This is a genomic window from Gudongella sp. DL1XJH-153 (genome assembly GCF_049310905.1).
Lineage (GTDB): Bacteria > Bacillota > Clostridia > Tissierellales > Tissierellaceae > Gudongella.
On record NZ_JBMEMN010000045.1, the window covers coordinates 1 to 17,556 of the forward strand.

A 17,556-nucleotide genomic window follows, 5' to 3' on the forward strand; every position below is an offset into this window, starting at 1 on the left:
ACTGGCGACTTGCTAGGTCTTACCAGGCTGGATTCCCACCAGCTAAATATCTGTCACCGAACTGGCGCACACCTCCTAACCGAGAGTATATCCAACTCTCATAACTTCTTCAAAACTGGTTCTTCCGCTTTCAGCAAGAGCCAGTGCCGAATGGAACAGAGTTGTCATACCCTCTTCCAAAGCCTTGTCCCTGATCTTGTCAGTTGTGGCTCCTGAATCTATCAGTTTACGAATTTCTTCATTAACTGGCATTATTTCATGAACTGCTGCTCGTCCTGAGTAGCCTGCGTTGCAGGCATTGCAGCCCACTGGCTTGTGCAGTATCATTGTGCTGTCTTCTTCTAAGCCTAGCATCTTCTTTTCAGAATAGTTGGCCTCGTAAGGTTCCTTGCACTTTTCGCAGAGGGTCTTTACAAGTCTTTGGGATACAATTCCCACTACAGCTGATGATACGATGTATGGTTCGATTCCCATGTCTATCAGTCTGGCAATTGTTGATGGCGAGTCGTTGGTATGAAGCGTTGAAAGTACAAGGTGACCTGTTATGGCTGCCCTTACTGCAATCTGGGCAGTTTCACCGTCACGGATCTCTCCAACCATTACTATGTCGGGGTCCTGTCTTAGAATTGACCTGAGTCCTGATGCAAATGTCAGTCCAGACTTTACATTTACCTGTACCTGGTTGATTCCACCAAGTCTGTACTCTACCGGGTCCTCAACCGTGATAATATTTTTTTCAATCTGGTTCAGCTCCCGAAGAACCGTGTAAAGAGTGGTTGTCTTACCGCTACCTGTTGGTCCGGTTACCAAGAGCATCCCGTATGGTGACTTAAGTATGCTGTTGAACATATCCAGATTGTATTTACTTAATCCAAGACCTTCCTTGGTAAAGTTGAAGCTTGTCTTGTCCAGAAGACGGATTACAATTTTCTCTCCGTAAACCGTTGGAAGGGTTGAGATACGCATATCGATTTCGCGATCATTTATTTTTGTCTCAACACGTCCATCCTGTGGAACTCTCTTTTCAGCTATATTCATTTTTCCGATAATTTTTATTCTGGTTACTATTGCCGACAGATTTGCTCTTGGTAGACTTGTAATTTCCCTTAAGTCTCCATCAATCCTGAACCTTACCCTTATTTCATCTGCATAGGGTTCAATGTGAATGTCTGATGCCTTGGTTCTCGTTGCCTGGTCGAACAGGGAATTAATAAGCCTTACAATCGGTGCTGATGTAACTTCAGCATCCTCAACCTCATCCTGGTCGTCCTCAAACATTCCTTCACCTGTGAATTCTTCAAGTACTTTGTTTGTGCTTGAAGCCGTATAATATCTATCAATCAGTTTTGTAATGTCATCACTTGTGGAAAGAACTGATTCCAGCTCCATCTTAGTATATAGTTTAATATCATCCACTGCAAAAAAGTTTAGTGGATCAACCATTGCAACAATAAGCTTGCCGTCTCGCTTGTCGATTGGAATCAGCTTATATTTCCTTACAATGCTCTCAGGTAGCATATTTACAACAGATTGGTTTATTTCGTACTTGTTCAGATCAATCCTCGGAAATCCAAGCTGAAATTCCAGGACTTCAACAATATCCTCCTGGTTAACATGGCCAAGCTCAACAAGTACTTCTCCCAGTTTCTTATTGCTTCCTTCCTGGGCCTGCAGTCCATCCTTTAGCTGAGCCGTATTTATTTTTCCTGCATAAAGCAGCAACTCTCCAATTTTTAAGGTGGATTTTTGCATTTCAATTCCTCATTTCAGGACTATATATCGAAATCTAGTTTTATATATACAATAACATATTCTATTATTACCCATTTTACTACCTTAGAGCCATATAATCAACATTTTATTTCAGTTTTATGAATATTTGTCATGAAATATGACTAATTATTCGTAAATTTCTGTGAATTGGTAGCACTTTAACTAGCCATTTACTAATAATAGGGCAAAATCCCCCTTCCAACCATTTCCAATTCAGTATATTATTTTATCTTAATAATTACAAAAAAAGAAAAACCCCGTTAAAATTTTGCATTTTGAAAATTTTCCCGACGTTTTATTCGTTATTTTGTGATTATTGTTTTTTTATTCAATATATCATTCAGCTTTGATATTATTATGTCTATTGCTACCTTGTTGTATCCACCCTCAGGAATAATTATATCCGCATATCTCTTTGAAGGCTCTACAAACTGGAGATGTGCGGGTCTTACGGTATTCATATACTGCATTATTACAGAATCCAGAGTTCGTCCACGTTCCTTGATATCTCTTAGAATTCTTCTGATAACCCTAACATCAGAATCAGTATCGACAAATATTTTTATGTCCAAAAGATCTCTTATCTCCTCATCATAAAGGATAAGAATACCTTCAAGAATAATTATATCTCTTGGCTCTACTTTTTCTGTCTCTTTTTTTCTGTTGTGATTTTCAAAATCATAGCTTGGTTTTTCAATTTCTTCTCCATTGAGTAGCTTTTGTAGATGCTCTTTAAGAAGAACATTGTCAAATGCAAAGGGATGATCGTAGTTTGTAAGGACTCGCTGTTCATAGCTTAGTTCACTTTGATCCTTGTAGTAGGAATCCTGTTCAATTACAGCAACGTTCTTGTCTGTGATTGCTTTGAAAATTTCACGGGTAACCGTTGATTTTCCTGAACCTGTTCCTCCTGCTATACCAATAAGAATGGGCCTGTCCATATGCTATTCCTCCCCCTCTTTTCCTTTTCTAAGAAGGTCGTAGCGCTGGACCTCCTGATCTGTCTTTATTCTTATTATCTGTTGCGGGTGTGGTGCTACATCAATCTCATTCATTTCATTATCCCACATTTTTTCAATTTTTTGAACAAAATAATTCTTGCCGGGACCAAATATTTCAATTTCATCTCCAACAAACATTCTGTTTCTTTGTTCAACTGTTGCAATTCCGGTTTCTCCATCATAATCCAAAACCATTCCCACAAAGTCGTAGCCTCGTATATATGAACTGTTTGTATATACGTGGTCTTCAGTCCCTGGTTTTTTAAAGTAGAATCCCGTTGTAAAGTCCCTGTGGCTTACTTTTTTAATTTCATTCAGCCATTCCGGAGTGTAGTGGTAGTTTTCGGAATCCCTTAAATATTCATCGAGTGCCATTCTGTATGACCTTATTACAGTTGCAACATAGTAGGAGCTTTTGACTCTTCCTTCAATCTTTAAGCTCAGAATTCCTGAGTCTATTACTTCAGGAATGTGCTCAATCATGCAAAGATCCTTTGAATTGAATAGGAATGTTCCTTCATCATGCTCTTCTATTGGAAAATATTCTCCAGGTCTTTTTTCTTCGACTAGGTGATACTTGTATCTGCATGGCTGTGCACAGTCGCCCATATTTGCATCCCTACCGGTCATGTAGTTGGAAATCAGGCAACGTCCGGAATAGCTCATACACATTGCTCCGTGTACAAATGCTTCGATATCCAAGTCCTCTGGCAGCTTCTTGGTGATAGTCTCAATTTCTTGAAAGGATAGCTCTCTTGCAAGGACTATTCTTCGAACCCCAAGATTGTACCAGAACATTATGGTCTCGTAGTTTGTGACACTTGCCTGTGTACTTATGTGGATTTCCATGTCCGGAGTTGTTCTTTTAATAACAGTGAACATGCCAGGGTCTGAGACTATAAATGCATCGACTCCAATTTTTTGAAGATCCAGGACATATTCTTCAAGACCTTCCATGTCCTTGTCATGTGGCACTATATTTAAAGTAACATACACTTTTTTTCCTCTTTCATGAGCAAAAGAGACACCTTCTTCGATATCCTCAAGAGTGAAATTCTTGGATGCTTTTCTCATCCCAAAGGCTTCTCCCCCAAGATAAACCGCATCTGCTCCATATATTATTGCCATCTTAAGTTTCTCCAGGTCACCTGCTGGTGCCAGAAGCTCCAAATTCCTCAAATCAAGTCCTCCTTAAAGGTTAGGGCAACTCCGTCTCCCAGAGGAAGTACGCTTGATGTGTACCCTTGCATATTGTTGATGTGCTCAAGGAATTCCCTGAGTCTGTTTACTATTGTTCTTTTTCTTCTTACCACCAATTTGTCTGAAGCAACCATTCCCTTGTATAGGACATTGTCTGATACAATCAGTCCACCTGGCTCTAGAAGGTCCATGGCAAACCTGAGAAACTCCATGTATTGTCCTTTTGCAGCATCCAGAAAAATGAAGTCATACTTTTTTGTAAGATGAGGGAAGGTTTCCCTTGCATCCCCTTCAATAATTCTTATTCTGTCTCCGTAAGGTGATTCCTGGAAGTATTCCAACGCCTTTTCGATCATCTCAGGATTCTTTTCCATTGTTGTAATGTTCCAGTTACCATGAAGGTTTTGGGCCATTAGAAGAGCTGAGTAGCCTATTGCCGTGCCAACTTCTAGAATTTCCTTTGGTTTGTGCAGCTTCAATAAAACCGAAATAAGCTGACCTACTTCAGGTTCAATTATTGGAACATTATTCTGATGGGCGTAGTCTTCCATCATCTTCAGCTGTCCGCATTTTTCAGGAACAATATCCCTGATATAGCTGGTAATATAATCTTCATTTACACTGCTCATTTAAGACACCTTCTACCATTCCCTGTATTTTGAAGCCTTTTCATAGACATAAAGAATCACACTTCCAAAAACCACAACAGAAACAAACTGTCCGGCTGTTATTCCCAAGGCAGTGTAGATGTATGGTATCTTTGTGAAATATGACACCCATATTGATACTATTAGTCCGTTAAGTAGTATTGGTGGAACCATTCCGACGTATTTGTTTTTTGCTTTTGAAGTCAGGTAAGCCGCAAGTAGCGTCACTAGTGATCCACCTATGATATCCACAAGTCCGAAACCTGAATAAGGTGCCAACAGGAAATTGGCAAGAAGTACCCCAATAAACAATCCCGGTACTGCCGCCGGCTCCATCAATGGTAATAGTGTAAGCCCTTCGGCTATTCTAAGCTGAACAGGTCCAAATGTAAGATTTGCTACCGGAAACGGCAGAGCCTGAATTAGTATAAGCACAAGGTAGATTGCAGCTATTAAACTTGCCTTTGTGATATAACGTATTTTCATATTCTCATTCACCTCATTACTATAGATTCAAGATTAGTGGCACCAGGATTGGTACCGAAAAAGTGCAGATTGCACCTGAAATAAAAGCAACTATTGCAGTTTCTGAATCGGTTGCCCTGGATATTATTGGCAGACCCGTGTCCATGGCTGTTGCGCCTGCTGGTCCAATGGCACTGAAAAAGCCAAGTTTCTTTGCAACAATCGGTATAATGATAAAAGCCAGCATTTCTCTAACAACATTTGCCAGAAATGCCAGTGTTGAAAGCTCATTTGAGTAGTTTGCCATCAGTATTGACGACAGTGTATACCAACCAAGTCCTGCACCTACTGCACCTGCCTCATTAAAAGGCATTCCAAGTATCAGTCCGGCCAGAGCTGAACCAAGTATGCTTCCTCCTATTATCATAACTGGAATCAAGACAATCCTCAATCCCATATTTCTAATTCTTCCAAAAACAAAACGGTTTATTCCTATATCTATACCCACAAAAAATAAAAGAAGCATTAGTCCAATATCAATAATCAGGTCGGTATAGTCTAGAACCCATACTGGCAACAAGAAGTATCCAAGTACAACTCCTGCAACTACTGATCCTAAAATTTTTCCTGTCATCAGCTCTTACCTCCTGTCACGTATCCACTGACAAGCTTAACTCCCAGTATGCTGAAGCCTACGGTGAAAATACTTATTATTATTGCTGAATATCCTATGGAAAAGAAGGAGTCAATAACATCCTTATCCATTCCTATCTTTATCCCCATGACCAAAAGCAACAAAAGAAGACAGGCAGTTTGTATACTGCCCAGTCTTCCGCTTAATTTTTTGTTGATTTTTGCCCTTGCTCCAATTAGTGTTCCCAACAGTATAACCGCCAGATACATTAAGAGTCTGATGCCCATTAAGAATCTTCCTTTCTAGACTTCCATAATTATTGGAAGTATCATTGGATTTCTTTTTATTGTACTGTAAAGGAAGCTTCTTAAGTCATCCCTTACATTTGATTTTATACTTGACCAATCTGTTATTTTTTTACTTTCGCATGACTGAAGGGTCTTGGCCACTACTTTTCTTGCCTCGACCATAAGATCTTCAGATTCCCTTACATATACAAAACCTCTTGATACAATGTCAAAACTCGAAGCAATCTTTTTCTCCTTCTTGTCCATGGTTATAACAACCACTAAAAGACCATCTTCTGAAAGATGCTTTCTGTCCCTAAGAACAATATTACCAACATCTCCAACTCCAAGGCCATCCACAAGAATGTGTCCTGATGGAACTGAAGCCCCTATTTCAGCAGTGTTTTTGGTTAATTCAAGAGTCTGGCCATTCTCCATAACAAAAATGTTCTCAGCAGGTGTACCCATGGCTCTGCTCAATTCAGCATGACGCTTTAGGTGCTTTGGTTCGCCGTGAACTGGTATGAAGAATTTGGGTTTAATAAGATTGTGTACAAGCTTCAACTCTTCCTCACATGCATGACCTGATACGTGAATATCAGCAAGTGATTCGTAAATTACTTTAATATCCTTTTCAACCAGTCTGTTTATGGTTTTGGTAACAGCTTTTTCATTACCAGGTATTGCTGTTGCTGAAAGAATTACAAGGTCGTCATTGTAAAGCTGGATTTGTCTGTGCTCGCCTGCAGCGACCCTTGTAAGGGCGCTCAATGGTTCTCCCTGTGATCCGGTCATAATTAGAACCAGTTCATCCTTGCTGTATTTGTTCATATCCTTTATATCTATTACTGTACCTTCCTTGTATTTAAGGAATCCAAGTTCTGCTGCAACTGTTGTTACATTGATCATGGATCTTCCTGACATTACAACCTTTCTGTTGTTAAGCTCAGCTGCATCAATAATCTGCTGAACTCTGTATACATTTGATGCAAAGGTAGCAACTATGATTCTGCCTTCAGCCTTGTAGAAAAGATCCCTGAAGGTCTCTCCAACTGTGCTTTCACTCAGTGTATATCCAGGTCTGGTTGCATTTGTCGAGTCTGACAACAATGCCAGAACTCCCTTGTTACCAAGTTCTGCAAACCTGTTCAAATCCGTTGTCTCACCAGTTATTGGCGTAAAGTCAACCTTAAAGTCACCTGTCTGTATTACAGTCCCAATTGGACTTGTCAATGCTATTGCAGCACTGTCAGGTATACTGTGCGTCGTTCTTATGAATTCTGCACTAAAATGTCCAAGTTTAATCTTGTCTCCATGTGCTACAACATTTAGGTCAACGTTCTTTAAATTATGCTCTTTTAGTTTGTTTGTCAATAATCCCAATGTTAACTTTGTTCCGTAGATAGGAAAGTTGATCTTCTTAAGGACATAAGGAATCGCCCCTATGTGGTCCTCATGACCATGGGTTATTACCAATCCCTTAATTTTATCCTTGTTTTTGATAAGGTAAGATATGTCCGGAATTACAATATCCACGCCCAGCATTTCGTCCTCTGGAAATGTCATTCCGCAGTCAACCAAGACTATGGAATCCTTGTACTCGTGTACAGTAATGTTCTTACCGATCTCTCCCATTCCACCTAAAGGGATTATTTTTAATTTGTTTTGCTTTGCCACTTTATCACTCCTTGTATTTTTCCTCTGTATTTTCTTCTCTATCGCTCTCTTTTTTATCCTTGCAGTCCTTGCATATTCCATAGAATTTGACATTATGATCCTGAATTATAAACCCTTCCTCTTTTTCGATTTCATCTTCAAGGGATTCCAGTAAATCCAGCTTCACTTCCGTCACGCTTCCGCAATTCGTGCATATTAAATGATGATGGTGATGATTCTCGGTTCCGAAATTCAACTCATAACGGCTTACACCATCGTCAAAATTAATCTTATATACTATTCCCAGTTTCTCAAATAGTTGCAGGGTTCTGTAAACTGTGGCTATTCCCACATCTTTACTGTCGTTTGACACTATGCTATGGACTTCATCACAACTCATATGGGAATTCTTATTTTTCAATAGAATTCTAAGAACTTCTTCTCTTTGGTTTGTGTATTTAAATCCTTCGCTTTGAAGCTTTTTCATAAACTGTTTAATCATGGCTTCCACAGTATTTCCACCTGCCTTATTGTAGGTTCTCTTTTACGAGCTCTTCGTATATATCCTTTGCTTCCTCCAACTCATCATGATCTATTCCTACCAATATTTCGTCTCCCTCATCATCCATTTCAATTCTTAGGATATAGGTCATGGCATCTATTTCATTTGCTGGTAAAAGCGCAACATAATCGTTATCATCCATACTGAATTTTGCCTTTACAACAAATTCAATCTCATTTCCAAGCTCATCGTAGAACGTATGTTTTTCAGTCATAATTTCCTCCTTCATCTCTTATATTGAATCAAGATAAGTTTGTAAAATATATGTAGCTGCGACTTTATCGATGTACTTCTTTCGGTCTTCTCTGCGAACATCACCCTGAATCAGGACTCTTTCAGCAGATACAGTGCTTAGCCTTTCATCCACATAAATTACTTCTATGTTAAACTTATTCTTTATTTTCTCTCCAATTTTTTGTGCCATCTCCCCTGATGGTCCAATGGTACCATTCATATTCTTAGGCATGCCTACAACGACCTTCTTGACCTCATACTTTTCAAGAAGCTCTTCGATTGCCAACATATCCTTTTTCATGCCAATTCTCTCAATTGTCATAACTCCTTGAGCTGTAAAACCCAAAGGATCACTTACTGCTACTCCGATTCTCTTTGTTCCAACATCAAATCCTAGTATTCTCTCCATATTTTCTCCATTATATCACTTTTATACAAAACTCGGGACACACCGTTGCACAGTATCCGCAAAGTATGCATTTGTCATTTGACCTTGCCATACCATCAACAATTGTAATTCCACCCTGCTGACACCGTTCTACACATTTTCCACAAGCTTGGCAAAAATCCTGGACAATCAACCTTCTATTGTTTTTTTGAAGTCTGTCTTTTGTCACTCTTTCAATATACCCATTTTCCAGCATTTGTACATTGGCATCAATCTCATCCCTTGATTGCATCCCGATTGCTATGGAATGGATATATGGCTTCTCTACAACATAACTGAGAGCTTCCTGAGCCCTTTTTATCAGATGTCCTCCTCCAAGAGGTTTCATCCCATAAATACCTTTTCCACTATTGTAAAGGTATTCCAATTCATTTAACATTTCATCAATTTTCCCATCGTGAATCCCTATCCCTTCCATATTGACTATTGGATGCAGGATGTCCAACTCAGGGTAATCCCTCAAGGCTTTTGCTCCGGCTATTTTGTGGGTGGATATTCCCAATGCCCTTATTTTTCCGGCTTCCTTGGCTTTAAGCAGGTATTCGATTGCAGGATAATGTCCTCTTATGGTATGTATGCTTTCCTGCTCATGCAGTAGAAAAATGTCAATGTAGTCTGTTCCGATTTCCTTCATTGCCTTGTGGAGACTATTCTCGGCCATTTCTTCAGTATAAGCATAAGTTTTGGTTGAGATGGTATAGTCGGTTCTCTTTATGCTTTTAAGTGCCCTCCGTATATATTCGTAATTCTCATAAATCTCAGCCGTATCAATAAAACTGATTCCCTTTTCAAATGCGTACTCTATAAGTGCTGCGCCTTGATCTTGGGAAAGATTAGCTTGGAAGGGCGTCATTGTAAGTGATCCAAAGCAAAGTCTGGACACTTCTATTCCAGATTTACCTAATGTTGTCTTTTCCATTTCCCATTACAGCTCCTTGTAAATGTATTATATCATAAATAAAGATGGATAGCCTGTGTCAGCCATCCATCCATTATAATTAATCTTTTGTGCTTTTTAAGTATGCTCGAAGTATTTCCTCCAACAACTCGTCTCGCTCGATTTTTCTAATTAACGACCTTGCATTGTTATGGCTTGTAATATAGGTAGGGTCCCCTGATAGTATATACCCTATTATCTGATTAATGGGATTGTATCCCTTTTCCTCCAGGGAGTCAAAAACAGAGAATAGTATTTCACGAGGTTCCACTGGTGTTTCCTTTGCTGCTTCAAACTTCATGGTTTCATTCATTTTCTCATCCACACTATCACCCCTCTAATCTATTATAACATAAGTCTCCATCATTGGAAGCTTTTTTTATGGCTATTTTATCTGATCAGCAAGTAAACCTTCCACGGAGTCCATTGCCTCTGCAAGTTTAGACTTGTCTTTTCCACCTGCCTGTGCCATCTCAGGTCTTCCGCCTCCGCTTCCGCCTGTTGCTGTTGCGACAGCTTTAACTATATTGCCTGAGTGAACTCCTCTTGATGTTACATCCTTTGTTGCCATGGCTACAAAGGATACCTTGTCGCCTCCTGTTGAAACAAGTACAACGACACCAGATCCCAATCTCGCCTTCAATTCATCTCCAAGATTTCTCAGTCCGTTCATATCCAGATCAGATGATATATGTGTTATCAGTTTTATGCCTTTAATTTCAGTTGCCTGAGAAAGGATTTCATCTGCAATATTTGCAGATAGCTTATCCTTCATTTTGCTGATCTGTCTATCTTTTTCCTTTGACTCCTCTAGAAGACCTTTCGCTCGTTCCTTTAGATTCTGTCTGTTGGCCTTGATTATTGATGCAACTTCATCAAGCTCCTCTTCCATATGGTTGAGATAGTGGTATACATTTATTCCTGTCAGAGCCTCAATTCTTCTGGTTCCAGAGGCAATCCCCCCTTCAGAAACAATTTTAAAGAGACCAATCTGTCCAGTGTTTGTAACGTGAGTTCCACCACAAAGCTCCTGTGAGTAATCACCCATGCTTACAACTCTTACAGTTTCACCATACTTTCCCTCGAAAAGACCTGTAACACCTTGTTCTTGTGCTTCCTTTAGAGATTCTTCCTTAGTCAGAACAGGGAGTCCTCTTAGTATCTGTCTGTTGACAAGCTCTTCAATTTCTTGAAGATTCTCTTTGCTTATAGCTTCAAAATGAGTGAAGTCAAATCTTAACCTGTTTGGCATAACCAATGAACCAGCCTGGTTAACGTGATTTCCAAGAACAGTTTTCAAAGCCTTGTGCAGAAGATGAGTAGCTGAGTGATTTCTTCTGGTTGAATCCCTTAGTTCATCATCAACCTTAGCCAGTATCATGGTATCTTCCTTTAAATGACCTTCAATAATCTCGACAAAGTGAATTGGTTCCCCATCATGTGTAAGCTTGGTCTCATGAACAGAAGCTTTTCCGCCATCCCAAGTGAATGTTCCACGGTCTCCTACCTGCCCACCTTGTTCACCATAGAAAGGAGTCTCTTTAAGCATAACATGACCTTCTTCGCCTTCGCTTAAAAGACTTACTCTTTCGCCTTCTTTAATAAGAATCAGAGGTTTGCTTTCCAAAGTTGTTCTAAGGTAACCCTTAAAGGCTGACTTAATGCCCTTTGTCAACTCATCATCATTGCCACCCCAGCCACCGTCAGTCTCGCTTCTTGCACTTCTGGCCCTTTGTCGCTGAGCTTCCATTTGAACCTTGAACTCTTCTTTGTCAAGCTCTATCTCTTTTTCCTCAAGGATTTCTTCAGTCAGTTCAAGTGGGAATCCATAAGTGTCATAGAGCTTGAATGCCTTTTCTCCACTGAATACTTCGGCTCCTGACTTCTTCATTTCATTAATATAGTCTTCAAGTCTTGAAAGGCCTGCATTTATTGTTTCCTGAAACTTTTCTTCCTCTGCTTTTATTATCTTCTTGATCTGAACTTCATTTTCCTTCAGTTCATTGTACTCTACCTGCCATGAGTCAATTACTACTCCAGCCATTCTATGAAGGAAACCTTCTTCAATTCCAAGCAGCTTGCCATGTCTTGCAGCTCTTCTGATAAGTCTTCTCAGAACATATCCTCTGCCTTCGTTTCCTGGAATCACTCCGTCACTTACAAGGAATGTCATTGCCCTTGTATGGTCAGTGATTAGTCTGACAGAAACATCCTTGGCCAAATCAGTGCCATATTCATATCCACTGATTTCCTCAGCTTTTCTAAGGATGTCGTTTATCGCACCTATATCAAAAATCGTATTTACATCTTCCATTATTGCGGCAATTCTCTCAAGTCCCATTCCAGTGTCAATATTTGGATTTGACAATGGGTGATAAACACCTTTTTCATCCTTGTCAAACTGTGTAAATACAAGATTCCAAACCTCAAGAAATCTATCGCAGTCACAGCCTGGTTTACAGTCCTCATGACCACATCCAAAGGATTCTCCTCGGTCTATATAAATCTCTGAACAGGGTCCTGAAGGTCCTACCTCAAGTTCCCAGAAATTATCTTCTTTACCAAGTCTTACAATTTTTTCTTCAGGTACTCCTATATCATCTTTCCATATGTCGTATGCCTCATCATCCTCATAATAGACACTAACCCAAAGAAGTTCAGGATCAATTTCCATTCTCTCCGTCAAAAATTCCCATGCCCATGCAACCGCTTCCTTCTTGAAGTAATCCCCAAAGGAAAAATTCCCAAGCATTTCAAAGAATGTAGCATGCCTTGCTGTTCTTCCAACATTCTCTATATCACCTGTTCTGATACATTTCTGACAGGTTACCATTCTATTATGTGGTGGAACTGCATCTCCGGTAAAGTAGGGTTTCAAAGGTGCCATTCCGGCTCCGATCAGCAACAGTGATTTATCATTTTTTGGAACCAATGAAAAGCTGGGTGCCACCAGATGGTCCTTCTCTTTAAAGAAGTCCAGATATTCCTTTCTTATTTCGTGAAGTCCTAATTTTTTCATACATACACCTCGTCCCTTAATATTAGAAAAATCCTCCCTTTAGGGAGGCAAGTCCTATCTATATTATTTTAAAGTAAAGCCCTGTATTTGTCAATTTACAATAGGTCCTGGTCTCCAGCATCATTGGGATACCGTTCAGCAAGTCTTTTCTTAAAGTATTCAAAAAGAATCATCGATATGCTGACTGCAGGAACTGAAAGAATCATACCCATAACACCGAATATTGTACCTCCAACTATAATTGCAAGAAGTATTGTAAGAGGGTGCATCCCCGTAGACTTGCCAAGTACCTTCGGTCCAAGAATATTGTTTTCTACCCATTGGATCAATATAAAAAACACACCTACCCAAAGTGCCTTGATCGGGCTGGCTATAAATGCGAATATAACAGCCGGCAGGAATCCTAAAAATGGTCCGATATATGGTACTATATCTGCCAGACCTGTTATAAATCCTATTACGATTGCAAATTCTATACCCATCATAAAAAGAAATATTGTTGTTGCAATACCAACCATAACAGCCATTAAGAGTCTTCCTCTTATAAACTGGGACATGGCTGTGTCAATTTCCCTCAATAGCTCCAGTATATCTTCTTTGTGTTTTTTAGGGATCAGTTTTCTGAATTTGTCAATAAAGTGTTCCTTGTCAACAAGAAAATAGAAAGTAAGTATTGGTGTAAGAATCCAGCTTATGATTCTTGTAAATATTCCGACTATGCTCAGGACGAATCCTTCAACACCACTGGCTATACCGGATTGCACTCTTTCGATATTCTGCGACATGACATCTTCTATGCTTGCCAAGAGCTCTGGCATCTCAGTCAAAGTGTCTGAGTATCCTGCATAGAGATTGTTCATCCATAAAGTCACTGCATTTACATAATCCGGAAAATTTGTAGCCAGTCTTTTTATCTCACGACCTGTCCTTGGCAAGACTGATATAGAAAGAACAGAAATGACTGCCAGTATTATCAAGTACACTGTCAGTGTCGCAAATATTCTTTTTAATCCCCTCTTCTCAAAATAATTCACCAGAGGATTTAAGAAATATGCAAGTATCATGGAAATAATTATTGTGTAGAAGGTATCAGCGACAAGTGTGTACCTTTTAAAAAGAAGCGTAACAAAATACAGACCGAATAGGGTAATGATAACCCATAGTATCAGCCTTGTATTGTACTTAATGACTTTTTTCCTTGGTACATACATGTTCCCGATATTAATCAGGTAATAGATGACAAGGGCCAATAGCAGGGCTGTAAGTATCCATACCAGATTTATAAAAAGGGAAGGTGGTGTGTTTATTGACATATGATCACCCCTGAACAAACAAAGACCATGGCTGGATGTTTCAATGCCATCTCGAACCAAAGTCTTTATTAGTCAATAATTATTCTTCCTCTTCTTCTGTAAGGTCATGTAGATGTTCATCATCAAAGTCAACATCTTCCAGTCCCTCAATTTTTACCCCTGATTTTAGTGAATAATCAACAAGTGCTGATTTTATGGCCTGTTCAGCCAATACACTACAGTGCATCTTAACAGGAGGCAGTCCATCGAGAGCATCTGCAACAGCCTTGTTGGTAAGATCCATTGCCTCCGAGACCGTCTTTCCCTTGATCAATTCGGTGGCCATGCTTGATGATGCAATAGCTGAACCACAACCAAAAGTCTTGAATTTTACATCCGTGATTACATCTCCATCTATTTTAAGGTACATTCTCATAATGTCCCCACATTTTGCATTTCCTACTTCACCTACACCATCAGCATTTTCAATTTCTCCTACATTTCTAGGATGTGTAAAGTGCTCCATGACTTTTTCTGAATACATTTATATTCCCCCCTGAACTTTATCATACAACGGTGACATCTTTCTAAGTCTGTCAACGATCTCAACAAGCTGCTCCACAACATAGTCAACCTCTTCCTCAGTATTGCTTAACCCCAAGGACAATCTCAAGGATCCATGAGCTATTTCATGTGGCAATCCAATTGACAACAATACATGTGACGGGTCAAGTGATCCTGATGTGCATGCCGAGCCACTGGATCCGGCAACTCCTACCATATCAAGACTAAGAAGCAATGACTCCCCCTCAATATATTGAAAACAAAAATTAACATTTCCTGGCAGACGCTTTTCTGGATGCCCATTTAATCTTACATATGGAATCTTTTCCTGTATTCCCCTTATCATTCTCTCTCTTAAGGAAATAAGTTTCGTGTTGTTTTCTTCCAGATGTTCGTATGCAAGTTCGACTGCTTTTCCCGTTCCGACGATTCCTGCAATATTCTCTGTTCCTGCCCTTTTGTTTCTCTCCTGAGCTCCACCCGCTATTAGATTATCCAATCTGGTTCCCTGTCTGATATAAAGAGCTCCAACACCTTTTGGACCATAAAGCTTATGAGCAGACATGGAAAGAAGGTCTATGTTCATTTCATTAACATCAATTTTAACACTACCTACAGCCTGTACTGCATCTGTGTGGAATAAAACCTTATGTTTTCTTGCTATATCACCGATTTCCCTTATAGGCTGAATGGTTCCAATTTCATTATTGGCAAACATGATGGAAATAAGAATAGTCTCTTGGGTAATTGCATTTTCAAGATCTTCCAAGTTTATCATGCCATATTCATCAACATCTAGATAAGTAACCGTAAAGCCTTGTTTTTCAAGGTATTCACATGTGTGTAAAACCGCATGGTGCTCAATTTTTGTGGTGATTATGTGGTTCCCCTTTTCCCTGTGTCTGTATGCTATTCCCTTTATTGCCCAGTTATCAGCTTCGGAGCCGCCACCTGTGAAATATATCTCATTCTTCTTCGCACCCAATCCCTTTGCCACTTGCTCTCTTGCCTTGTCAATCGCAAGCTTGGATTTGCTGCTCAGTGCATAAATACTTGAAGGATTCCCATAGTATTCGGAAAAGTAGGGAAGCATTTCATCAAGGACTTCTTTTTTTACTGGTGTTGTAGCTGAATGGTCCATATATATCATTTTTTCCATTATTCTCCCCCCAATTCTGCATTTATTACATTGTCGTCATTAATCATATCCTTAAGGGTTATTGAGTCAATAACCTGGTCGATACTGGTCTTAATCTGCCCCAATACCCATTGGGTAGCACATCTGTCATCCCTGCTGCAGTCGTGGCTTCCATTCGCGACGCAATCAGATGGTGACATCTGTCCTTCCAGAGATCTCAGCACCTCACCCACTGTTATTTCCTCAGGCATCCTTGAAAGCATGTATCCTCCGTATGCGCCTCTAACACTTTTCAATAACCCATCCTTTTTTAGACTTGAAAACAGTTGCTCCAGGTAGTTTTCACTTAATCCCTGTTTTTCTGCAACATATTTCAGAGAAATTGGTCCATTCCCATAATCCTGGGCTAATTGGTACATCGCCATAAGGCCATATCTTCCCTTGGTTGACAATTTCATTTCATCACCTCTTTAATCCCAACTCATTTAGTCGGTATTCCAAATATAGTATAGTATATCCGGGTAATATTGTCAACATTAAAAAGCACACAAGGCCGGGAAAATTCCCAGCCTTGTTTTTGAGCAATTAGCCCATTATATTCAGTTTAATTCTCAACTTTTCCAGCATATCTGAAGTCATATCATCCAAAAGGTACTTAGGATTCCAATCCCACTGAGCTCTTGCTTCAGAATCGTCCAGTGAATTTGGCCATGAATCGGCAATCGATTGTCTAACTGGATCAACATCATAATCCAATTGGAATTCTGGGATATGTTTTCTTATTGATTCTGCCATATCTTCAGGATCAAAGCTCATTGCGGTAATATTGAATGCGTTTCGATGCTTCAGTCTGGTTGGATCAGCTTCAAGAAGCTGAATTATTGCATCTAATGCATCTGGCATATACATCATGTCCATCTGTGTGCCTTTATCTATAAAGCTGGTATATTTCTTCTCTTTTAATGCTTCATAGTAAATGTGTACTGCATAGTCTGTAGTTCCTCCACCTGGAAGTGTATCGTTTGAAATCAGTCCAGGGAATCTCACTCCCCTTGTGTCAACGCCAAATTTTTTGTAGTAATAATCACAAAGGTTCTCTCCTGCAACCTTGGTAACACCATACATTGTTCCTGGTCTCATTATTGTATCCTGTGGAGTCTTGTCCTTAGGTGTGCTTTCCCCAAAGACTGCTATTGAACTTGGAGTAAATATTGAAAGATCCTTTTCTCTTCCAAGCTCCAATACGTTATAGAGTCCATTCATGTTTACATCATAGCAAAGTCCAGGCTTGGCCTCACCAACTGCTGAAAGTATTGCAGCCAGGTTTACAACAGTGTTTATCTTGTATTTCTCAATTACATTACCCATCTTTGCTTTGTCAAGAATATCAAGAACTTCAAACGGTCCGCTCTCAATAAGATCCTTGTGTGTATCCTTTGCCTGCATATCACTCATTACGACATTATCATTGCCGTAGATGTATCTCATTTTTTTGGTAAGCTCTGAGCCTATTTGCCCAAGGCCACCAGTTATAAGGATTTTCCTCATAAAATTAATGCACCTCCGTTGTATTTGAATCACTTCGTCTACATTATAACATACTCAAAATAAATTAATATAGATATTCCGGAGTTTTGCAGCAAGTTAATAGATAGTTGAGTCTGAATCATTGTGAATGGAATTGATTCAGACTTTTTTT

General features: G+C 39.6%; 19 protein-coding genes. All 19 read right to left on the bottom strand.

The annotated features are described in order from the left end of the window. Positions 1–75 precede the first annotated feature (75 nt). Positions 76–1,752 carry a GspE/PulE family protein gene (locus tag ACOEN1_RS12360; RefSeq protein ID WP_422487212.1) on the bottom strand — a complete coding sequence of 559 codons (1,677 nt, stop codon included), beginning with the start codon at positions 1,750–1,752 and terminating at the stop codon, positions 76–78. A 323-nt stretch (positions 1,753–2,075) separates the two neighbouring features. After that, positions 2,076–2,714 carry a uridine kinase gene (gene udk / locus ACOEN1_RS12365; protein ID WP_422487213.1) on the bottom strand — a complete coding sequence of 213 codons (639 nt, stop codon included), beginning with the start codon at positions 2,712–2,714 and terminating at the stop codon, positions 2,076–2,078. Positions 2,715–2,717: 3 nt separating this feature from the next. Next, a complete protein-coding gene (locus ACOEN1_RS12370) occupies positions 2,718–3,953 on the bottom strand; it encodes a peptidase U32 family protein (RefSeq protein ID WP_422487214.1) in 1,236 nt (411 codons plus the stop codon). Further along, positions 3,950–4,603, bottom strand: a complete 654-nt coding sequence (locus ACOEN1_RS12375; RefSeq protein WP_422487215.1) for an O-methyltransferase — start codon at positions 4,601–4,603, stop codon at positions 3,950–3,952. Before ACOEN1_RS12375 ends, ACOEN1_RS12370 begins: the two co-directional genes overlap by 4 nt. Positions 4,604–4,615: 12 nt before the next feature. Then, complete coding sequence (locus tag ACOEN1_RS12380) at positions 4,616–5,107, bottom strand: QueT transporter family protein (protein WP_422487216.1); 492 nt, start codon at positions 5,105–5,107, stop codon at positions 4,616–4,618. Positions 5,108–5,126: 19 nt separating this feature from the next. Continuing rightward, the gene (locus ACOEN1_RS12385) at positions 5,127–5,720 is read right to left on the bottom strand and encodes a lysine exporter LysO family protein (RefSeq protein WP_422487217.1); all 594 of its coding nucleotides are present in this window, start codon (positions 5,718–5,720) and stop codon (positions 5,127–5,129) included. Beyond that, a complete protein-coding gene (locus ACOEN1_RS12390) occupies positions 5,720–6,007 on the bottom strand; it encodes a LysO family transporter (protein ID WP_422487218.1) in 288 nt (95 codons plus the stop codon). The genes ACOEN1_RS12385 and ACOEN1_RS12390 overlap by 1 nt, the downstream gene beginning before the upstream one ends. A gap of 15 nt (positions 6,008–6,022) precedes the next feature. Then, on the bottom strand, positions 6,023–7,684 hold the full coding sequence (locus ACOEN1_RS12395) for a ribonuclease J (RefSeq protein ID WP_422487219.1): 1,662 nt from the start codon (positions 7,682–7,684) through the stop codon (positions 6,023–6,025). Positions 7,685–7,688: 4 nt separating this feature from the next. After that, positions 7,689–8,165, bottom strand: a complete 477-nt coding sequence (locus ACOEN1_RS12400) for a Fur family transcriptional regulator (RefSeq protein WP_422487229.1) — start codon at positions 8,163–8,165, stop codon at positions 7,689–7,691. Between the two features lie 25 nt (positions 8,166–8,190). Then, entirely contained in the window at positions 8,191–8,439 is a 249-nt protein-coding gene (locus tag ACOEN1_RS12405) for a DUF1292 domain-containing protein (protein WP_422487220.1), read from the bottom strand. A gap of 18 nt (positions 8,440–8,457) precedes the next feature. Next, on the bottom strand, positions 8,458–8,868 hold the full coding sequence (ruvX, locus tag ACOEN1_RS12410) for a Holliday junction resolvase RuvX (protein WP_422487221.1): 411 nt from the start codon (positions 8,866–8,868) through the stop codon (positions 8,458–8,460). 10 nt (positions 8,869–8,878) lie between these two features. Next, positions 8,879–9,826, bottom strand: a complete 948-nt coding sequence (locus ACOEN1_RS12415) for an aldo/keto reductase (RefSeq protein WP_422487222.1) — start codon at positions 9,824–9,826, stop codon at positions 8,879–8,881. 79 nt (positions 9,827–9,905) lie between these two features. Then, positions 9,906–10,157, bottom strand: coding sequence for an IreB family regulatory phosphoprotein (locus ACOEN1_RS12420; RefSeq protein WP_422487230.1), 252 nt, complete (start codon positions 10,155–10,157; stop codon positions 9,906–9,908). Between the two features lie 72 nt (positions 10,158–10,229). Beyond that, positions 10,230–12,863, bottom strand: a complete 2,634-nt coding sequence (gene alaS / locus ACOEN1_RS12425; RefSeq protein WP_422487223.1) for an alanine--tRNA ligase — start codon at positions 12,861–12,863, stop codon at positions 10,230–10,232. Positions 12,864–12,958: 95 nt separating this feature from the next. Next, positions 12,959–14,176 (bottom strand): AI-2E family transporter, encoded by a 1,218-nt coding sequence (locus tag ACOEN1_RS12430; protein WP_422487224.1) that lies wholly within the window; start codon positions 14,174–14,176, stop codon positions 12,959–12,961. A gap of 79 nt (positions 14,177–14,255) precedes the next feature. After that, positions 14,256–14,699, bottom strand: coding sequence for a Fe-S cluster assembly scaffold protein NifU (nifU, locus tag ACOEN1_RS12435; protein ID WP_422487225.1), 444 nt, complete (start codon positions 14,697–14,699; stop codon positions 14,256–14,258). Beyond that, positions 14,700–15,878, bottom strand: a complete 1,179-nt coding sequence (nifS, locus tag ACOEN1_RS12440) for a cysteine desulfurase NifS (protein ID WP_422487226.1) — start codon at positions 15,876–15,878, stop codon at positions 14,700–14,702. It abuts the gene before it with no gap. Next, positions 15,878–16,315, bottom strand: a complete 438-nt coding sequence (locus ACOEN1_RS12445) for an RrF2 family transcriptional regulator (RefSeq protein WP_422487227.1) — start codon at positions 16,313–16,315, stop codon at positions 15,878–15,880. Before ACOEN1_RS12445 ends, nifS begins: the two co-directional genes overlap by 1 nt. A gap of 127 nt (positions 16,316–16,442) precedes the next feature. Next, on the bottom strand, positions 16,443–17,405 hold the full coding sequence (locus tag ACOEN1_RS12450) for an L-threonine 3-dehydrogenase (RefSeq protein ID WP_422487228.1): 963 nt from the start codon (positions 17,403–17,405) through the stop codon (positions 16,443–16,445). Between the last annotated feature and the right edge of the window lie 151 nt (positions 17,406–17,556).

Coding starts and splice junctions, on each gene's coding strand:
- ACOEN1_RS12445 (WP_422487227.1), bottom strand. CDS start 16,315: ATGAAATTGTCAACCAAGGGAAGATATGGCCTTATGGCGATGTACCAA.
- ACOEN1_RS12405 (WP_422487220.1), bottom strand. CDS start 8,439: ATGACTGAAAAACATACGTTCTACGATGAGCTTGGAAATGAGATTGAA.
- ACOEN1_RS12420 (WP_422487230.1), bottom strand. CDS start 10,157: ATGAATGAAACCATGAAGTTTGAAGCAGCAAAGGAAACACCAGTGGAA.
- ACOEN1_RS12400 (WP_422487229.1), bottom strand. CDS start 8,165: ATGATTAAACAGTTTATGAAAAAGCTTCAAAGCGAAGGATTTAAATAC.
- ACOEN1_RS12390 (WP_422487218.1), bottom strand. CDS start 6,007: ATGGGCATCAGACTCTTAATGTATCTGGCGGTTATACTGTTGGGAACA.
- ACOEN1_RS12360 (WP_422487212.1), bottom strand. CDS start 1,752: ATGCAAAAATCCACCTTAAAAATTGGAGAGTTGCTGCTTTATGCAGGA.
- ACOEN1_RS12385 (WP_422487217.1), bottom strand. CDS start 5,720: ATGACAGGAAAAATTTTAGGATCAGTAGTTGCAGGAGTTGTACTTGGA.
- ACOEN1_RS12375 (WP_422487215.1), bottom strand. CDS start 4,603: ATGAGCAGTGTAAATGAAGATTATATTACCAGCTATATCAGGGATATT.
- ACOEN1_RS12380 (WP_422487216.1), bottom strand. CDS start 5,107: ATGAAAATACGTTATATCACAAAGGCAAGTTTAATAGCTGCAATCTAC.
- ruvX (WP_422487221.1), bottom strand. CDS start 8,868: ATGGAGAGAATACTAGGATTTGATGTTGGAACAAAGAGAATCGGAGTA.
- udk (WP_422487213.1), bottom strand. CDS start 2,714: ATGGACAGGCCCATTCTTATTGGTATAGCAGGAGGAACAGGTTCAGGA.
- nifU (WP_422487225.1), bottom strand. CDS start 14,699: ATGTATTCAGAAAAAGTCATGGAGCACTTTACACATCCTAGAAATGTA.
- alaS (WP_422487223.1), bottom strand. CDS start 12,863: ATGAAAAAATTAGGACTTCACGAAATAAGAAAGGAATATCTGGACTTC.
- ACOEN1_RS12415 (WP_422487222.1), bottom strand. CDS start 9,826: ATGGAAAAGACAACATTAGGTAAATCTGGAATAGAAGTGTCCAGACTT.
- ACOEN1_RS12430 (WP_422487224.1), bottom strand. CDS start 14,176: ATGTCAATAAACACACCACCTTCCCTTTTTATAAATCTGGTATGGATA.
- ACOEN1_RS12450 (WP_422487228.1), bottom strand. CDS start 17,405: ATGAGGAAAATCCTTATAACTGGTGGCCTTGGGCAAATAGGCTCAGAG.
- nifS (WP_422487226.1), bottom strand. CDS start 15,878: ATGGAAAAAATGATATATATGGACCATTCAGCTACAACACCAGTAAAA.